20 protein-coding genes and 1 tRNA gene are annotated in these 18,094 nt (G+C 51.4%); 18 read left to right on the top strand and 3 right to left on the bottom strand.

All coding sequences use genetic code 11. The features are described 5' to 3' along the window. Window positions 1–355: 355 nt before the first annotated feature. Both gndA and NDA02_RS14365 read left to right on the top strand, forming a co-directional pair. Complete coding sequence (gene gndA / locus NDA02_RS14370; protein ID WP_190793104.1) at window positions 356–1,762, top strand: NADP-dependent phosphogluconate dehydrogenase; 1,407 nt, start codon at window positions 356–358, stop codon at window positions 1,760–1,762. A gap of 418 nt (window positions 1,763–2,180) precedes the next feature. Further along, a complete protein-coding gene (locus tag NDA02_RS14365) occupies window positions 2,181–3,683 on the top strand; it encodes an ATP-dependent DNA helicase RecQ (RefSeq protein ID WP_190793105.1) in 1,503 nt (500 codons plus the stop codon). 154 nt (window positions 3,684–3,837) lie between these two features. Here the strand turns inward: NDA02_RS14365 and NDA02_RS14360 are convergent, their stop codons facing one another. Then, window positions 3,838–5,073: a SpoIID/LytB domain-containing protein gene (locus tag NDA02_RS14360; RefSeq protein ID WP_190793106.1), complete on the bottom strand. Its 1,236-nt coding sequence runs from the start codon at window positions 5,071–5,073 to the stop codon at window positions 3,838–3,840. Window positions 5,074–5,488: 415 nt separating this feature from the next. Between NDA02_RS14360 and NDA02_RS14355 the strand changes: the two genes are divergently transcribed. The 12 genes from NDA02_RS14355 to NDA02_RS14300 all read left to right on the top strand — a co-directional run bounded on the left by NDA02_RS14355 (window position 5,489) and on the right by NDA02_RS14300 (window position 13,876). Continuing rightward, complete coding sequence (locus NDA02_RS14355; RefSeq protein ID WP_348255165.1) at window positions 5,489–6,565, top strand: ribonuclease Z; 1,077 nt, start codon at window positions 5,489–5,491, stop codon at window positions 6,563–6,565. 101 nt (window positions 6,566–6,666) lie between these two features. Further along, window positions 6,667–7,254, top strand: a complete 588-nt coding sequence (locus NDA02_RS14350) for a biotin transporter BioY (RefSeq protein WP_190794045.1) — start codon at window positions 6,667–6,669, stop codon at window positions 7,252–7,254. A gap of 4 nt (window positions 7,255–7,258) precedes the next feature. Continuing rightward, window positions 7,259–7,747: a signal peptidase II gene (lspA, locus tag NDA02_RS14345; protein ID WP_190794044.1), complete on the top strand. Its 489-nt coding sequence runs from the start codon at window positions 7,259–7,261 to the stop codon at window positions 7,745–7,747. A 121-nt stretch (window positions 7,748–7,868) separates the two neighbouring features. Next, the gene (locus NDA02_RS14340; RefSeq protein WP_190794043.1) at window positions 7,869–8,204 is read left to right on the top strand and encodes a rubredoxin; all 336 of its coding nucleotides are present in this window, start codon (window positions 7,869–7,871) and stop codon (window positions 8,202–8,204) included. 213 nt (window positions 8,205–8,417) lie between these two features. Continuing rightward, on the top strand, window positions 8,418–9,422 hold the full coding sequence (locus NDA02_RS14335) for a photosynthesis system II assembly factor Ycf48 (RefSeq protein ID WP_190794042.1): 1,005 nt from the start codon (window positions 8,418–8,420) through the stop codon (window positions 9,420–9,422). A 261-nt stretch (window positions 9,423–9,683) separates the two neighbouring features. After that, the gene (gene psbE / locus NDA02_RS14330) at window positions 9,684–9,935 is read left to right on the top strand and encodes a cytochrome b559 subunit alpha (RefSeq protein WP_190794041.1); all 252 of its coding nucleotides are present in this window, start codon (window positions 9,684–9,686) and stop codon (window positions 9,933–9,935) included. 33 nt (window positions 9,936–9,968) lie between these two features. Continuing rightward, window positions 9,969–10,103: a cytochrome b559 subunit beta gene (gene psbF, locus NDA02_RS14325; RefSeq protein WP_088893281.1), complete on the top strand. Its 135-nt coding sequence runs from the start codon at window positions 9,969–9,971 to the stop codon at window positions 10,101–10,103. 10 nt (window positions 10,104–10,113) lie between these two features. Further along, the gene (locus tag NDA02_RS14320; RefSeq protein WP_088893282.1) at window positions 10,114–10,242 is read left to right on the top strand and encodes a photosystem II reaction center protein L; all 129 of its coding nucleotides are present in this window, start codon (window positions 10,114–10,116) and stop codon (window positions 10,240–10,242) included. 122 nt (window positions 10,243–10,364) lie between these two features. Then, complete coding sequence (locus tag NDA02_RS14315; RefSeq protein ID WP_088893283.1) at window positions 10,365–10,484, top strand: photosystem II reaction center protein J; 120 nt, start codon at window positions 10,365–10,367, stop codon at window positions 10,482–10,484. A 508-nt stretch (window positions 10,485–10,992) separates the two neighbouring features. Then, window positions 10,993–12,126, top strand: coding sequence for an ABC transporter substrate-binding protein (locus NDA02_RS14310; protein WP_348255163.1), 1,134 nt, complete (start codon window positions 10,993–10,995; stop codon window positions 12,124–12,126). A gap of 112 nt (window positions 12,127–12,238) precedes the next feature. Continuing rightward, window positions 12,239–13,066 carry an ABC transporter ATP-binding protein gene (locus tag NDA02_RS14305; RefSeq protein WP_190794039.1) on the top strand — a complete coding sequence of 276 codons (828 nt, stop codon included), beginning with the start codon at window positions 12,239–12,241 and terminating at the stop codon, window positions 13,064–13,066. Window positions 13,067–13,114: 48 nt separating this feature from the next. Continuing rightward, window positions 13,115–13,876, top strand: a complete 762-nt coding sequence (locus NDA02_RS14300) for an ABC transporter permease (RefSeq protein ID WP_190794038.1) — start codon at window positions 13,115–13,117, stop codon at window positions 13,874–13,876. A gap of 25 nt (window positions 13,877–13,901) precedes the next feature. Here the strand turns inward: NDA02_RS14300 and NDA02_RS14295 are convergent, their stop codons facing one another. Further along, window positions 13,902–14,342, bottom strand: a complete 441-nt coding sequence (locus tag NDA02_RS14295; RefSeq protein WP_190794037.1) for a DUF1824 family protein — start codon at window positions 14,340–14,342, stop codon at window positions 13,902–13,904. Between the two features lie 431 nt (window positions 14,343–14,773). Between NDA02_RS14295 and NDA02_RS14290 the strand changes: the two genes are divergently transcribed. Next, entirely contained in the window at window positions 14,774–15,082 is a 309-nt protein-coding gene (locus tag NDA02_RS14290) for a hypothetical protein (RefSeq protein ID WP_190794036.1), read from the top strand. A 315-nt stretch (window positions 15,083–15,397) separates the two neighbouring features. On the opposite strand, the gene NDA02_RS14285 is transcribed toward NDA02_RS14290, so the two are convergent. Further along, a tRNA-Ser gene (locus NDA02_RS14285) sits at window positions 15,398–15,484 on the bottom strand. A 286-nt stretch (window positions 15,485–15,770) separates the two neighbouring features. Between NDA02_RS14285 and NDA02_RS14280 the strand changes: the two genes are divergently transcribed. The 3 genes from NDA02_RS14280 (at window position 15,771) to NDA02_RS14270 (ending at window position 18,092) form a co-directional block, all read left to right on the top strand. Further along, complete coding sequence (locus NDA02_RS14280) at window positions 15,771–16,139, top strand: 2Fe-2S iron-sulfur cluster-binding protein (protein ID WP_190794035.1); 369 nt, start codon at window positions 15,771–15,773, stop codon at window positions 16,137–16,139. A 47-nt stretch (window positions 16,140–16,186) separates the two neighbouring features. Then, a complete protein-coding gene (locus NDA02_RS14275) occupies window positions 16,187–17,029 on the top strand; it encodes an inositol monophosphatase family protein (RefSeq protein ID WP_190794047.1) in 843 nt (280 codons plus the stop codon). A gap of 118 nt (window positions 17,030–17,147) precedes the next feature. Then, entirely contained in the window at window positions 17,148–18,092 is a 945-nt protein-coding gene (locus NDA02_RS14270) for a J domain-containing protein (RefSeq protein WP_190794034.1), read from the top strand. Window positions 18,093–18,094: the final 2 nt, after the last annotated feature.

Here is an 18,094-nt window from a genome sequence, read left to right as displayed (position 1 = left end):
CAACCAGAGATAGAGGCAAGCATTGATGGGGACGATCGCTAATAAAAGTGGAAAAACGATTTTTAACCGCTCGTATAAAGAAAACCTTTCGGCAACCCAGCTTGGCTTGAACCATTGTCTACCCTGAAGGGGATAAAGCAATTTGCCTGATCCGTTTCACTAATTTTCAGTTCGGTTCTCAGTTTTTCCAGTGGTTCCTTGAAGCGATCGGCTCACTGAGATCTTTCTGGTTGGTTGCGATCGAATCTTCGCTAGCAATCTCTTTTGTCTTAACTGCCCTGACCTCATTGTGAGGTCTTACAAGCCAGTTCCAGAGTCAGCAAACCCAGAGTAAGCAAAGAATAACGCAAGTCCTATGGCACAAAGTTTTGGTTTGATTGGTCTCGCCGTGATGGGAGAAAACCTCGCGCTCAACGTTGAGCGAAACGGCTTCCCCGTCTCTGTTTACAACCGCACGACCTCCGTGACGGACAAGTTTATGCAAACGCGGGCACAGGGCAAGAATTTTTATGCTGCCCATACGCTCGAAGATTTTGTTCAATCGCTGGAGCGTCCACGCCGTATTTTGATTATGGTGAAAGCTGGAAGCCCGGTGGATGCGGTGATGAATCAGCTCAAGCCGCTGCTGGAAGAAGGCGACATGATTATCGACGGCGGTAATTCGCTCTACACCGACACCGAGCGGCGCGTCCAGGAAATGGAATCAACCGGGCTAAGCTTTATTGGTATGGGCGTGAGTGGTGGCGAAGAAGGTGCGCTGAATGGTCCGAGTCTGATGCCTGGCGGTACAGAATCTGCCTATCGCGAAATTGAACCGATCGTCACCAAAATTGCTGCACAGGTGGATGATGGTCCCTGCGTCACCTACATCGGTTCAGGTGGATCGGGTCACTACGTCAAAATGGTACACAACGGCATCGAGTACGGCGATATGCAGCTGATTGCCGAAGCCTACGACCTGCTGAGAAATACCCTTGGACTCGATCATCTTCAGCTTCACGAAGTCTTTGCCGAGTGGAACACCACCGACGAACTCAATTCCTTCCTGATCGAGATCACGGCAGACATCTTTAAGAAGCTTGATCCCGATACCGGGCTGCCCCTGGTCGAAGTAATTATGGACGCTGCCGGACAAAAGGGCACAGGTCGCTGGACGGTTTCCAGCGCGCTAGAACTGGGCGTGAGCATTCCCACGATTACGGCAGCAGTGAATGCCCGGATTATGTCCTCGATCAAGCAAGAGCGGATCGCTGCCTCGAAGGTGCTGGATGGTCCCACGGGCAAATACGACGGCAATGTAAAAGAATTCGTCAACAAAATCCGCGATGCCCTTTACTGCTCCAAGATCTGCTCCTACGCGCAGGGGATGGCACTGCTGGGCAAGGCTTCCCAGGACTTTAACTACAACCTGAACCTGGGCGAAACGGCGCGCATCTGGAAAGGCGGCTGCATTATTCGGGCAGGCTTTTTGAACAAAATCAAACACGCCTACGACGAAAATCCGCAGTTGGCAAACCTGCTGCTCGCACCAGAGTTCAAGCAAACGATTCTCGATCGCCAGGATGCATGGCGAGAAGTTCTCTCAACGGCTGCCAAGCTGGGCGTTCCCGTTCCGGCATTTAGCGCATCGCTCGACTACTTCGACAGCTACCGCCGCGATCGTCTGCCGCAAAACCTGACCCAGGCACAGCGCGACTACTTCGGCGCACACACCTTCGAGCGCACCGACAAGCCCGGAACCTTCCACGCCGACTGGTTCTAAACAGGTCAAAACCCCTCTGATCCCCCCTAGCCTCTTTTCAGGGAGGGGGGAATCGCTTGTTTCAGACACAATTCCCTTCAGAGGCAATCCCTGCAACCCATAAAGCCAACTGTGCTCACCCCAGGCGATCGGCTTGATTTCAATATCACCGCTCAACCGGAAAGGCAGTTCAACCAGAAAGGTAATTCAACCGAAAAGACAGTTCAACCGGAAAGGTAATTCAAACAGAAAAACAGTTCAACCCGAAGGAGAAGCAAACCGTCTGAGAATGGTTAGGTGCAATGGTGGTGAGCACGCAGGCAAAACAGCTGTGTTTGTGAATGCCTTAGGCGAGGTTTTTGTAGATTAAAATCGCCGTGAATTGACGAACTGAAACCGGGAACGCTGAATTTGATATCCCGGAATCAGGCTGCGTCCCATGACTCATTCCACCTCGTTCGACTGGCAGCAGGCGCGATCGACCCTTCAGCAAATTTGGGGCTACTCCGATTTTCGATCGTCTCAGGCAGAAATCATTCAGAGTTTGCTAACCGGACAAGATGCCCTGATCGTCCTACCGACCGGAGGTGGGAAATCAATTTGCTTTCAGTTGCCTGCCCTGATGCGTCCCGGACTGACCCTGGTTGTTTCGCCGCTGGTGGCTTTGATGGAGAACCAGGTGCAGGAATTGCGTCAGCGTCGGTTGCCTGCTGCCCTGCTGCATAGCGAGCTTTCCAGCAATGAACGCCGCCAGATTTTTTCGGCGATCGATCAGCAAAAACTTCGCCTGCTCTACCTTTCACCAGAAACTTTGCTCAGCCCCCCTGTGTGGGAGCGTTTGTCCCAACCTCATCTCGTCATTCACAGTCTCATCCTCGACGAAGCGCACTGCCTTTCTCAATGGGGAGACGGCTTTCGTCCTGCCTATCGCCGTTTAGGAACTGTGCGTCCTGCCCTGCTGCACCAAAAACCGCCCGGAACTCGCCTTTCGATCGCCGCTTTTACTGCCACTGCCGACCCACAAGTGCAAGAGACGATCGCCCAGGTACTTCAGCTGACTCAGCCACAGAAATTTCTGCAAAGTCCCTATCGATCGAATTTGTCCCTAGCGGTCAAAATCGCCTGGTCTCCTCGCGACAGACGACAGCAGATCCTGCGGTTTATTCGTCAACGAGTTCCCCTGCAAGGGAATGGTAAGCAAGCAGGCACCGGACTGATTTATGCACGAAGCCGACACGATGCAGAAGACTTGGCTCGGTGGCTCACCACACAGGGTTACCTTACCGCGGCATACCATGCGGGGCTGAGTGCTCCAGAACGTCGCTCGATCGAACAGGATTGGATTAGCGATCGAATGCCCTTTGTGGTCTGCACCTCTGCTTTTGGAATGGGGGTTAACAAGCCAAACGTCCGCTGGGTTATCCACTTTCAGTCGCCGATGTTGCTGTCTGAGTACATTCAGGAAGTCGGCAGGGCAGGACGCGACGGCAAACCCTCAGAGGCACTCACCTTTATCAGCGAACCGACCGGATGGCTCGACCCTACCGATCGCCAACGACAGCAATTTTTCCAGGCGCAGTTCCGCAAACAGCAGCAATTAGCTCAAACCCTGATCCGCCAGATCCCAGCTCAGGGCAATTTAATCGAGGTCAGCCGTCAGTTTAAGCAGAGCGAGATTGCCCTTGCCCTGCTACACCGCACTGGCCAGCTAGAATGGCAAGACCCTTTTCATTACGTGATTCGATCGCCTCACAAATCAATCCCCTTTTCGTTGCAGCAAGCTAGGCAAGCCACTGAACACTCAGCCGAACCCATGCGCCAGTACCTCACGACCAAAGCCTGCCGCTGGCAATTTCTGCTTCGAGCGTTTGGCTTTCCAACAGAGGCAGATCGGCTAAAAGAAAACAGGAAAGGATGCGGACACTGCGATCGGTGTACCTGAATAGAAATCTTCACAGGGAATGTTTGAACACCAATGCTTACGACCACCCTAACCCTGCTCTAGGTTTCAAAGTCCTCCAGCACTGGGGGATTTAGCGGGCAACGCAGGACATTGGCGACTACTCAAACACGCTCCTGGAATGACCCGATCTCCCCTACTGCACCTCGATTCGTGACAGCCTGACCCCAGTGTAGTAATGGCTTACAATCTGCTGATAGTTCCAGCCCTGCTGAGCCAGCTTGTAGGCACCGTACTGACTCATCCCGACCCCGTGCCCAAAGCCACTGCCGCTAATCTGAAACGTGAGCGGAGCCGCAGGCACACTCCCCGCACTGGCAACTTGTCCGCGCATTGGGTCGATCGAGAAAAGGGTGCTTTTTAGCTTTAGCTTGTTTCGCATCTCATCCCCATCGATCGTCACAGATCCGGCACTGCCGTCAATTTGCAGCGAGAGGACGCGCCCGTGAGGATGACGATTCACCATGACTGAATAAATCGTGCCGCTGTAGCCGATCGCCTCACTGAGTTCTTGCGCTGATACAGTGCGCGATTCCCACTGGCATCCCTGCATATCCTGGTCTGGGCTGACGACGCCTCTCAAATAAGGCAGCGGATTCGTCCAGATATCTTCCACGTTTTCGGTGTGTCCGCCCGCGCAGGAGTGGAAGACGGCGTTAATAATCTGCCCGTTATGAGTCAAAACCTGTCCTTTCGTAGCATCCACGGCGGCTCTGGTGCTGGCAGCTTCTTCCTCCAGTCCCCCGTAAACCTGCCACTGAGTTGTATCGCCCACGTCAAAGACTGCATTGGCACTGTTCTGACGCTGATACAGCACGTAAGAGCGAGCAGCAACCGCTTGAGCCTTCAGAGCCTCTAAATCCCAGTTTGTCGGCATTTCTGCACCCACAACACTGTAGAGATAGTGCTCTAGATCAACGTAGTTCACAGCCGTTAATCCGCCTGCAGTTGGCATCACCAGCGTTCTGCCGCGATACCACTTGTCCCCAATAAAGACATAGCCGTCGGAACGCTTTGGCTCTACCCAAAGCTGGCTCGTTTCGACCTCGTTAACTGCAATTTGTCCGTCTTCTGACTGCGCCATCACCGCGTTCATGCCCGGAATCTGCGCCAAGACCTGTCCTGAACCGTCTCGCAACACTGCATCGGTAGAGCTGCCAACCTTCACCTGGCTCACGTTTTGTTCGATCGCCACTCGCAGTTCCAGTCCTGCCCATGCAGGCGCGATCGCCACCAGCCAAAACAAAAGGGTCATCCAGCCCGACTTTTTACCGTAATGCCAGAGCCACTTCAGCCCTTGAACCTGAGGAACTTGGATTCGATTGACTTGAATTTCATGGTTGGCTGCTGTTACGTGGTGCGTCTTTGTCATTCGTCAGGCTCCTCTCCCCTCAACATTCATCATTGGCTTAGTATTGGCTTAATTTCGTTGAGTTTTTATACCGATCGAGCGATGCGGACTCCGCTGGAAACGAAATCACAATAATCCTGGTTCATCTTATTTCAACTTTTTAAGGTTTAGCTACAAAAATTCCGTAATTGCCGCGATCGCTCCTGTAGCTACTCAAAATTTCATCTCAACTTCATCATTCAACTCTTGCTTTCAGACTATTCCCCGCCACCTCAAGTTCCACAGCAGCTTCAACAAAAAATTCTTAAAATTAATCCACTGAATCTTTAAAGGTGACTCAGGACAAGCGAACTCTCATCTCCTCACCCTCCCACTCTCCTCGTCTTATGTCACGATAGATCTAGTCCAACACTGCGGCATTGGGTAGGTTTAAGCTTTGCAGATCACATTTCTAGGAACCAGTTCGGGTGTGCCCACTCGATCGCGTAACGTTTCCAGTGTTGCCCTGAGGCTGCCTCAGCGATCGGAGGTCTGGCTATTTGACTGCGGCGAGGGCACTCAACATCAGATTCTTCGCAGCGATCTGCGCGTAAGTCAGATCACCAAAATCTTTATTACCCACATGCACGGCGATCACATCTACGGGCTAATGGGTCTGCTAGCCAGCTGTGGACTGGCAGGGAATCCTAGCCGGATTGATATCTACGGTCCACCCAAGCTGGATGAGTATCTCAAAGCTGCAGGACGCTACTCCCAAACCCATTTTTCTTATCCGGTGAAGGTGCATACGATCGAGCCAGGTTTGGTGCTGGAAGAGGAAGAATTTACCGTCACCTCTGCGCCGCTGACTCACCGCCTACCTGCCTTTGGCTATCGCGTTGCCGAAAAAGACCGCTCGGGACGGTTTGATGTCGATCGCGCTCAGGCAATGGGAATTCCCGCTGGTCCGCTCTACGGCAGGCTGAAGCGAGGCGAAGTGATTACGCTGCCCGACAGACGCCTGATCAACGGAGCAGACCTCTGCGGCGAAACGGAAATTGGGCGCAAGTTCGTTTACTGTACCGATACGATTTATTGCGAAAACGCGGTAGAACTGTCGCAAGATGCCGATGTGCTGGTGCATGAAGCCACCTTTGCTCATCAAGATGCCGAGCTGGCTTATCAGCGGCTTCACTCTACTTCAACGATGGCGGCTCAAACGGCATTAGGCGCACAGGTGAAGCAGCTTATTATGACCCACTTTAGCCCCCGCTATGCTCCCGGAAATTCGATCGTCCTCGAGGACCTTCTGATCGAAGCCAGAGCCATTTTCCCGCAGACGATCATGGCGCACGACTTTATGACCTACGAAATTCCGCGTCGCCAGTCTGAGGCAGAGAAATCCGAAGCGCAAAAAACAGAAACTCAGGAAGCCACAAAACCAGAAAAGCCCAGGAAATCCGCCTCGAAGACCGCAGGCAAAGCGTCTGCCTCTGCTGCCAAGCCAACTCCGGCGAAGTCAAAAGCTTTATGATTGGCTGCATGGCTGCGTTTTAAGGGCAATTCTGGCGGCAGTGATGCGATCGAACAGGGGAAGAGTATAATCTCACTGACATTCCCTCACCCCGGTGTCCTGTGAAATTAACTGCACCCACCCAATTGCTCTGGGCTTTGATTGGGCTGATCCTGACGATCGGCGGAACCCTGGTTGAGGCGTTTATTACCATTCCTCCGTGGGCTTGGGGGCAGGGTGTGCAGCCTTTGTCACTGGGCGTAACCTGTCAGGTAGGGGCAGTGCTGCTGATTGGCTGTCTGGCGGGAAGTCGTCCGGCTGCCATTTCCCAAATTGCCTACCTGCTGCTGGGCCTCACCTGGTTTAATGTGTTCACGCAGGGCGGCGGCTTTGACTATGTGTTTCGCCCCACGTTTGGCTATTTGTTGGGGTTTGTGCCAGGAGCCTGGATCTGTGGTTGGTTAGCATTTCGATTGCCGGCTCGACTGGAATTTCTCGCGTTTAGCAGTTTGATGGGTTTGCTGACGATTCATCTCACAGGAACGCTTTATTTGCTACTGGCGCAATCGCTGAACTGGGCAAAATTGGGCAGTCTGACCATCGCCAACGCCCTATTCACCTATTCACTTCAGCCGCTTCCCGGCCAAATGGCAATCGTGTGTGCCGTGGCGGTGCTGGCTTTTCTCCTGCGTCACCTGCTGCTTTACTGATGGTATGAGACTAAAGAATCCGTCATTTTGGGCTGCCGCACTCGTCGGGCTGATCGTAGATCAGGTCACCAAACTTCTGGTGTTTAGCACGTTTGAGCTAGGGCAAACGATTCCACTCATCCAGGATGTGTTTCACCTTACGTTTGTAACAAATAAGGGCGCGGCATTTAGTTTGTTTAGCGAAAGCGGAGAATGGCTGCGCTGGCTGTCGCTGCTCGTCAGTTTAGGGCTGATTGCGCTGGGCTGGTTTTCGCGACTCAATCGCTGGGAGCAGTTTGGCTATGGGTTCATTTTGGCGGGAGCAGCAGGCAACGGGATCGATCGCTTCCTGCGCGGTGAGGTCGTGGATTTTTTTGATTTTCGCCTGATTCAGTTTCCGGTGTTTAACGTGGCAGATATCTGTATCAATCTTGGGATTGCCTGTCTGTTAATCGTGGCATTTCGTCCGCAGAACGGAAACGGTCAAGCCAAACGTCCGCCTACAAGAGATTAGCAGTAGTTTTTTTTGCCTTGGGATCAATCCTCGGTGCTGGCAACAGTCTATGTCATAATCTTTAACAGAGTTTCTCAGATTTCTGTTCGATCGTTCTGTAATCTTTACGGTGAGTGCCGCTATGAGTACGGAAGCACTTGATCCCAAAACCCTCGATCGCTATGAGTGCGGAGCTTGCGGCTATGTCTATGAGCCAGTCCGAGGAGACAATACCAGCAAAATTGCTGCCGGAACTGCGTTTACGGAACTGCCGGAGAACTGGCGTTGCCCGGTCTGCACTGTACGAAAGAGCCGCTTTAGCAATATTGGTCCAGTCGGTAATCCCTCTGGCTTCAAAGAGAATTTGGGCTACGGGCTGGGAGTCAACACACTGACCCCCGGTCAGAAAAACATTCTCATTTTTGGTGGTTTGGCACTGGGCGTCATTTTCTTTCTCAGTTTGTACGGGTTAAACTAGCGCGGTTCATTCTGAGTCCAAGCTTGCTTAAACCTTGTTTGCTCGTCGTGGGCACGTCACTTGGTTTGTTTTAAGTCTGTTTGCCTGGTAGTTCCCGAAAGAGGTAATCGCTTCAACAGTTGCCCGCAGAGCGGTTCCTTCGGGGTTGCGCTTCGCGCTGATCGCTGCCAAACTCATCTCTCCTGACCTGAATTATTCCTTCTAAAAAGTCCGATGTACTCATTCGTTAAGTCTTTTAAGCAAGTTGTGATTGTGCTGGTGGCAGTGCTGCTGTGTAGTAGCTGTGCCAGAGGCTTCCTGGCATCTGCGACCGAAAACCCGTGGCAGGTGCTCACCTTACCGACTGAAGCAACGATCGCCGATGTCGCCTTTACCGACGATGCAAGTCACGGCTGGATGGTCGGCACGAATGAAACCCTGCTTGAAACGACAGACGGCGGCAGAACTTGGGAGCCACGCGAACTCGATTTGGGAGACAGCACTAGCTATAGCCTTTCGTCGGTCAGTTTCTCTGGGCAGGAGGGCTGGGTTGTTGGGCAGCCAAGCTTGATGCTGCATACCAAAGACGGCGGCAAATCCTGGTCGCGGGTTCCGCTGAGCGAAAAGCTGCCCGGTGCGCCGGATACGATCGTTGCTCTTGGTTCAAAGCAAGCCGAAATGACCACCAATGTGGGTGCAATTTACCGCACTAAAGACGGAGGACGCACTTGGCAGGCAATGGTTCAAGAAGCCGTTGGGGTGCTGCGAAACATTGAGCGATCGCCGGACGGTAAGTATGTAGCAGTTTCGGCTCGCGGCAGTTTCTTTTCTACTTGGGAACCCGGTCAGGATGCCTGGACACCCCACAATCGCACCAGTTCTCGCCGCCTTCAGAACATGGGCTATGGTCAGGATGGGCAACTCTGGCTGCTAGCAAGAGGCGGTCAAGTGCAGTTTAGTGATCCCAACGATCCCGAAAGCTGGTCGAACACGGTGAATCCAGAATTTGCCACAAGCTGGGGGCTACTCGATCTGGCGTACCGCACTAAAGATGAACTCTGGGTCGCGGGGGGCAGCGGCAACCTAATGGTGAGCTATGACGGTGGGCAAACCTGGCAGAAGGATCGAGACGTTGAGAATGTACCGTCTAACTTTTACAAAATTGTGTTTCTCTCGCCGGAGCAAGGATACATTTTGGGTCAGCGCGGTACGGTTTTGAGATATGAACAGCCCGCTTAAGGATTTGCCCTGGTTTGACTGTTGTAGGCTGTGCTTCAGGTCAGCGATCGATCGAATCCTATTTTTCGGTAGACTGCTTACGATCGCGCCTAAATTCTGATAGAAATCAGTTCAGAGATGGGCTGGTTTAACTGTCTTGAATTATCCTGAAGAATAGTCTTGAAAAAAGGAAATGGAGAGGTAGTAATTGACTTGTGACCAACTACGCTCTCCCGTATGATAGAGAGTAAGATTTCAATTGTTTGACTGGGAGGAAACTGGATGGCAGGTACTACTGGAGAGCGTCCCTTTGGCGATATTGTGACCAGCATTCGCTACTGGGTAATTCACAGCATCACAATTCCGGCACTGTTTATTGCAGGCTGGCTATTTGTCAGCACGGGTCTGGCATATGATGCGTTTGGAACGCCCCGCCCCAACGAATACTATACGCAAACCCGTCAAGAAGTGCCGATCGTTTCCGATCGCTTTGAAGGGAAGCAGCAAATTCAACAGTTTTTACAGCAAAAGTAGCTTCTAGCATTAGGTAACTATCATCAGACTACTATGACGAGCAATACTCCAAATCAACCCGTTACTTATCCGATTTTTACCGTTCGCTGGCTAGCCGTTCACACGCTGGCAGTGCCCTCTGTTTTCTTCTTGGGCGCAATTGCAGCGATGCAGTTCATTCAACGATAGGAGTCAAAAGATGGCACCTTTAGACCGTTCATCCAATCCCAATAAGCAGCCAGTTGAGCTAAACCGGACCTCTCTCTATCTTGGCTTGCTGCTGGTGTTTGTGCTGGGTATTCTGTTCTCCAGCTATTTCTTCAACTAGCCCTTTTGGGTCGCGATATCTCATTTTTGCTGCGCTTTGTGCAGGAGTCGCAATCTCTTTTTGAGCTGCACGTTGTTTCTGGAACAAAAAAGTTCTTGATCTTGGGAGGATAAAGTAGGCTCATGCTGCAATCAGGTAGAATTCCGCTTTGGGTTGTTGCAACGATCGCTGGCACGGGTGTGCTGGTGGTAGTTGGTCTTTTCTTCTACGGAGCTTACGCAGGACTCGGTTCCTCTATCTAAGCTTTTCGTTTTCCTCGGAATAGATATCATAATTTGCCCTTTCCATTTGGCGAGGGCATCTTTTTTGCAGTTTTTAGGTTCTGTAATTTTTGCGGTCGAATTCAGTTTTGCAAATTTGCAGTGTTAATAAATGATAAGAAGACAAAGAAATAAGAAGACAAAAATAAGTGCTAGAGGTGGCTGTTATCGCTCACTGTTACCGGTCATTGATCTGCGGTTCTCTGCAAAGGACAAAGGACAAAGAACCAATGACAAATGACAACCCCTGAATCTCCCTGGTTTCCCTATTTCTTCCCAATAATTTTGATTGAGTATTAAAAACGACCTGGTCAGAATTCCTTAGTAGGGTCATGAAAATGGGAAGACTGTAGTCCTTAACACAGAAAGCAGGCTCTATTCCAAAATTCAATGCCCTAGTAGCTGTGTAGTTGGTTTATTGCTCCTGAATGTTTTTTAATTGACTAATCGATCGCGCAAATTATCAGCATTAATGGGAATTTTGGAGTCTATGGTGAAGCGTTCTTCTCTCAAGCAATGGTCAGGAGTTTCCCTGCTGACTGCATCCCTGGTTATGTTTGCAGGCTGTACTGCTCCGACGGCAAACAATCCAACCGAAAATTCTGCGGTTCCTGCTGCCCAAACTGCGGCTCCGGCAAATGAAGAGCTAAAAACGGTTAAGGTGCAGTTGTCTTTCCTGAAGCAAAGTCTGGATGCGCCGCTCATTATCGCAATGAACAAGGGCTACTTTGCCGAAGAAGGGCTGAATGTGGTTTATGAGCGCGGCTTTGGCAATGCCGACACGATCAGCAAATTGGGAGCAGGTTCCTTTGACCTTGCGTTTAGCGATATCTATAACGCGATGGAGTTCAACAGCAAGAACCCCAACGATCGCGTGATTGCAGTCGCTTCAGTTCATAGTAGAGCACCCTTCTCAATCATCACTCTAAAGGAAAGCGGCATTAATTCACCCAAGGATTTAGCGGGCAAGAAGCTGGGCGCACCCGCAGGCGACGGACCCCGAAAACTCTTCCCGGTCTTTGCTAGCCAGGTGGGTATTGACCCAAACTCCGTGCAGTGGACAACGATGGAGCCAAAACTGCGCGAAAGCTTCCTGTTGCAAAAGCAGGTTGATGCCATTAGCGGCTTTGCGACCTCTGCCCTGCCCGGTTTGCTCAAGGGCGGCAAGCAAATGAGCGACCTCAACGTGTTTTACTACAACGACAATGGCATGGATTTCTACGGCAACTCGATCCTGACCAGGGCAAGCTTTGCCGAACAGAATCCTGAAGCCGTGAAGGGCTTTGTTCGGGCATATCTGCGCGGAATGCAGGATGTGCTGCGCGACCCATCTGCCGGGCTGGATGCTGTGATGGCATCAGACAACAGCAAGCTGATGGATCGCAACGCTGAAAAAGTGCGGATGGAAATTGCGCTGGAGCGGATGTTTATTACGCCAGAAGTCGAAAAGCTTGGTCTGGGCGCAGTTGACCCGAAGCGGCTCGAAACGACGATCGAGCAAACGGTGGAAGGCTTTGGTCTACCCAGCAAGCCAGCTGTTTCTGATGTCTTTACCAATCAGTTTTTGCCTGCTGAAGCCGATCGCCAGTTGCCCCCCGCCAGCGAACGTAAGCCCCTGAGCTAGAGCGTGTAGTTCTCAGGCGATGGATAGGGCGAGGCAGCTTTTCCGTATTTTGTCTTTCTACCCATCGTCTGCAGTTTGTTTTTCGGTTGTCCTTCACCCCTGTCGATTCCTTATGTTTCAACAGACCACCGATTCCGCCAAGGTTCAGCCCGTTTCTGCCCCTGGAGATCCTTTGCTGGAGTTTGATCAGGTTGGGCTGGAATATCCATTTGAAGGTTCAATGCGCTGCATTATCCAGGAGGTCAGTCTTTCGATTCAGCCGGGAGAATTTGTGGCGATCGTTGGTCCATCGGGCTGCGGCAAAACCTCGATTTTGCGGATGGTATCTGGTTTAAATCCTGCGCCGATCGGAGCGGTGCGCTACCGGGGCGAAACAATTCGCCGTCCGATGAAGAATGTTGGCATGGCGTTTCAAAATCCGGTGCTGCTGCCTTGGCGATCGACGCTGGATAATGTGCTGCTGCCGCTGGAAATTGTGCAGCCTTACAAGCGGGAGTTTAAGCAGCGCAAAGCAGAATTTGTGCAGATGGCGCAGGATTTGCTCAAAACGGTGAAGCTTCAGGACTTCCAAAAGCAGTTTCCCTGGCAGTTGTCGGGCGGAATGCGGCAGCGGGCTTCCCTTTGTCGAGCATTGATTCATCAGCCGGAGATTTTGCTGCTGGATGAGCCGTTTGGCGCACTCGATGCTTTCACCCGGGAAGAAATGTGGGTGATGCTGCAAGCCCTCTGGATGCGGGTTAAGTGCGTCAGCATTCTGATTACCCACGATTTGCGTGAAGCAGTTTTTCTTGCCGATCGGGTTTATGTGATGGGTGCGCGTCCCAGCTCAATTATTTACGACGTGAAAATCGATCTACCTCGTCCCCGCACCCTCGAAATGGAACTCTCCGACGAATTCAACCACTATTTCTCCACTCTCCGGCGGCATATCCAGCACTAACTGCTAAACCCGCCCCTACAGCAGACCAAAACCTTCACCCCCCTAGATATGAATCGATTCCTCAAATCTAAAACTGCTAGTTTTGTGCTGCCCTTTGTCGCGACGGTGCTGCTGTTTGCCCTGTGGGAACTGGCAGTCATCCTGTTCAAAATTCAGCCGTTTACCCTGCCTGCGCCCTCAAGCATACTTCAGGCAATGATTCAATTTGCGCCGCAGCTGATGGCAAATACGATGAGAACGCTGTGGACAACGCTCGTCGGCTTTTCGCTTGCGGTACTGGTCGGTGTAGTGCTGGGGTTTCTCATCGGCTACTCCCGCCTTGCCTACCAGACGCTTTACCCCCTGCTGGTGGCGTTTAATACGATTCCGAAGGCGGCAATTGTCCCCCTGCTGGCAATCCGGTTTGGCGCAAATGCAATTCCAGCAACGATTACGGCTTTTCTGCTGGCGTTTTTTCCGATCGCAGTGAATGTGGCTCTAGGGCTGGATACGGTGGAGCCAGAAATGAAAGACGTGCTGCGATCGCTAGGTGCAACTCAGGTCGAAACCTTCCAGAAGGTCGGCTTTCCCCATACCCTGCCTTACCTTTTTGCGTCGCTTAAGATTGCTGCCTCGTTTGCCTTTATTGGAGCCGTAATTTCAGAATCGATCGCTTCAAACGCCGGACTGGGATATTTGATTGTGCAGGCAACATCCGACTTCAACGTGCCCCTCGCCTTTGCTGGACTGGTGGTGCTGGCACTGATGGGGGTAATTCTCTACGGCTTCTTTGTGCTGGCTGAGAAAAAGATTATTTATTGGGCACGCTAGAACCAGGAAAGCTCAGGAGAACCGGCTAATCTACAAATAAATCGATCGGCAAATGTCCATACATCTCGTTGATGCCGTCTTCGTCTGCTGACTGACAGGAGACTAGCACGCCTCGATGTTGGCCCTCGTAAGGGCTGGCGTAGCAGGACATGGTTCTGGAATTGAACTTGATATAAACAGGTCCTTCGATCGGCTGAAGCTCCAGGCTCGGCTGATAGCCTAGTGCTTTAGTATAGGCAGCTAAGGCAGTGCGTCCCGCTTCAATCGAGTCTGCACAAATCCCCAGCATTTGATAATCAGACTCCGCTGTCAGTAGCATCAGGGCTTGTTGGAGCTGAGGACGATCGCCCAAGCGTGCTTCGTCTGCTTGTCTATCAGGTGGCTGCAAACCAGACGACTGCAAACAGCTAAATTGCTTAAGCAGTTGATGGGCTTCATCCAGCGTTAGAGCAGCAGAACTAGACATAAAGGATACTAATTGCAATCGTAAAAATTAGGAAAACTGGAGAAAGCTGATCTCAATCACTGTAATGGGCAGATCGTCAAGCGTAAATAGAAGTAGCTGCTTTATCCCCGCTCATTCCGGTTTCAAAATGACCGTAGATTGACCGGATGTTTTGAGATAGGCTTACTCGCCTGGCAGTAGGTTTAGCTTGATCCCCGCTGTGTTCTCGGCAAGAAATAGAAATTAACAATGGGGAAAGCACTGAGTTTTATAACTTAAGAGTCAGGATTAATTCCACGATTCTAAAGAGAATCTGAATACCGATCTACGGTCTGAGATAGGCCAAAGTCTCACCGGATAAAGACTTCCCGATTTTTTATTCGGGAAAATGAATCGCTAGCCTAGACGAAGATTGAGATTAGCTTTTTTAACCAATTAGACATTCACATCTTATGGATACGACGGTTAGGGGGGTTTCATCCTGTCGGCACTGCCAATTTTACAAGATGGAGGGGCGGCGTGGCGGTTTTTGCTATCAGCTTGGGGTGCTGGTTCAGGGACGCTGGCGGGCTTGCACGTTTGCCACTCCTCTGTTTGCTACCTCGGTTACTCCACGGTTCTCTGAAGGAGAGATTACTGCAGATGTCCCCCAATTAGTGTCTTTGCAGGAAGCCCTAGAGGAGGCGATCGCTGCTGAACCCTTCATGCCTTTGGAAGAATACCCTAATCCGATTTCTGGACTTATTGCGTCCAATTCGTAGCCTGTGTAGATTGTCCAGCAAAATCGTTCTTCAGTAAGGGCAAAGATTTTGTATCTTCACAAGCATCAACCTGGCAGCCAGACCAGACCTAGTGGAAAGCGACGAAGTGGAAAGGTACGAATCGCTTATGACGGTGCCTTAGGAGCTATCACGGGACAGCGATGATGAAGCAGCTTTCTACACCCCACCGTCAGCTCTTGACTAGGCTGCTCTTTATTGGACTGCTCTTTTAACTGAACTTAGGATCTCAAAGAGGAGCACCGCTTGATCAGGGTGCAGGATTAGGAGAAAACCTTAAATCTCTGGAATTCAGAACGGAGAGAGAGGGATTCGAACCCTCGTTAGAGTTACCCCTAAACAGCATTTCCAGTGCTGCGCCTTCAACCACTCGGCCATCTCTCCAGGGGATATGATTTGTGAGCCATTGCTGTTCACAAGAAAACTATGGTAGCAGAAATCAGCCGCAGAAATCCGATCGCCCCAAAAATATCCCCTCGACAATCCAGTCCCGATTGCCAGTCCCGATTGTAGGTAACGAGGCATCCTAACAAATGTCTCGCTAGCGACTCAGACAGAAGGACATGGCAGCCACTATGATGAGCTATTGGGCATTAAGGATCTGAGCATCGGCTGTTAGGGCAGATGTTCCGTTGTTTAAGCTTTGCCCGAAGCAATTTGAGGCTGATTCATGACGCGCGTTTACACCGTTCGGATTCAAAATCCGCAGAAGGGGACTTGCTATACGGTTCAGGTTCCCGAAGATCGATACATTCTAATGAAGGCAGAATCGCAGGGTGCAGATTTGCCATATTCTTGCCGTAATGGAGCCTGTACTGCCTGTGCCGTTCGAATTCACTCTGGCGAGGTGTATCAGCCGGAAGCGATGGGGCTGTCTCCGAAACTGCGGGAACAGGGTTATGCGCTGTTGTGCGTCAGCTATCCGCGCTCGGATTTGGAAGTCGAAACCCAGGATGAAGATGAAGTGTATGAGCTTCAGTTTGGGCAACATTTTGGCAGAGGAACTGTGCGGCGCGGACTGCCACTAGACGAGGAATAGCATCCATGACTGAACCGATCGGCGATCGCCCCACGGTTAATCCACAAATGGTTAATGCACAAACTGCCGAACTGCAAATTTTTCTCGATGTTGCGACCGAGGCTGCATTAACAGGCGGAGCAATTCTGCAAGCATTTACAGGCAAGCTGGAGCAGATTCAGGAAAAGGGACGACCAGGTGATCTGGTAACAGAAGCAGATAAAGCAGCAGAAGCGGCAATTCTAGAAATTATTCGGCGGCATTTTCCCAGTCATGCCATTCTGGCAGAAGAATCGGGACGCTCCGGCGATGAAGGCGATTGGTTATGGGCGATCGATCCCCTCGATGGTACGACGAACTATGCCCATCAGTATCCTGCCTATTGCTGTTCGATCGGGCTATTGGTTAAGGGCATTCCTCAAGTGGGCGTGATTTTCGATCCGTTTCGGCAAGAGCTATTTCGCGCTGCAACTGGATTGGGCGCAACCTGCAATCGGCGATCGATTCGGGTTTCTCAGACCGAGCATCTGAGACAGAGCTTACTGGTGACGGGCTTTGCGTACGATCGTCATCAAACCCCCGACAATAACTATGCCGAGTTTTGTCATTTCACCCATCTAACGCAGGGTGTGAGACGGAGTGGGTCAGCCGCCCTTGATCTGGCGTATGTTGCCTGTGGGCGACTTGATGGCTTTTGGGAGCGGGGTTTGTCGCCCTGGGATATGGTGGCAGGCGTAGTGCTGGTGCGCGAATCGGGGGGAGAAGTGACGGCATACGATCGCAGTTCGTTTGTACTGGAATCAGGGCGAATTCTGGCAACGAACGGACGCATTCATCAGGAAATAAGTCAAGAATTGCTGCAAGTGAAGCCGCTTGTCGATAGCAGCCATCTTCCATCACTCAAGACCTGAGAATCTACCGCGAGGTCGCCCAAGCGGATACGGATTCAGCAGTTCTCATTGGTTAGATAATCGCAGTACACTGAAGGGAACCCTAGACTAGACCTGTTGAGGGTGTGAAATCAGCAGCATGGCTTTCAAAATTGAGCAAGGGCTATTTAGTCTTAACTTCACCGATTACCACGCAATTTTAGGCGTTGCGATCGATGCAGATCTAAAAGAAATTCGGAAACGATATCTGCAAGTGGCGCGTCGCCTTCACCCAGACAGTAACTCTGCGGCGGATGAAACCGATCGACACCGAGCAGCCAATTTCCTGTCAAAGCTGGTCAATCCAGCTTATGAGAAGCTGTCTCAGGAAAAGAACTACAGCGAATACTGTATTCTAGTGCGGCTTAAGGGACAGCAGGCACTCCAGCAGCAGGAAACCGTGGCACTGATGACAGATGCCGCGCTAAAGCTGGCAGCGACTAGCGATGTAGACAACACTTACCGGGCAGCTATGCGCGAACTTGCATCCCGGCAATATGAGCAGCTTGACCAGGCGATCGACATGATTGGGCAGATTAGTGAACTGAATCTGGTCTACCTGATGCGAAAGGAAAAAAGAAAGGAGTCCCCGCTACCTTCGCCTCAGAGCAACTCCTCGAATCCAGCTGTCAAAGCCGCAAATGCTCAATCCCCAACTCCTGCTCAGCCTGCGCCTGCCGCCCCACCGACCCGCGACGCGCTAATTGAATCCTACCTGTGGCGAGCACAAGAGCTTGAAAATCGCAAAGACTATTCCAAAGCAATTTTGGAACTTCGCGAAGCATTAAAACTGGAGCCAACCAATAGCACCTGCCATAGCCGCTTGGGAGTTGTCTTTCTCAAGACCAACCAGCTTACAATGGCAAAAATTCACTTCAACAAGGCATTAGAATTGAATCCCCAAGATGCGGTAGCCTTGGAAGGTAAACGCAAACTAGAGGGTCCAGGCAGCAAGGCAGCCACCGCGAAACCAGATGCAAAAGGCAAAAAGCCGAATGCAGGAGGCGGAGGTTTGTTTGGGTTGTTTGGCGGCAAGAAGAAGTAATT

This window comes from Leptolyngbya sp. ST-U4 (assembly GCF_039962215.1).
In the GTDB taxonomy this organism is placed as follows: Bacteria; Cyanobacteriota; Cyanobacteriia; order Elainellales; family Elainellaceae; genus Leptolyngbya_A.
This window is presented reverse-complemented; position numbering and strand designations above follow the sequence as displayed.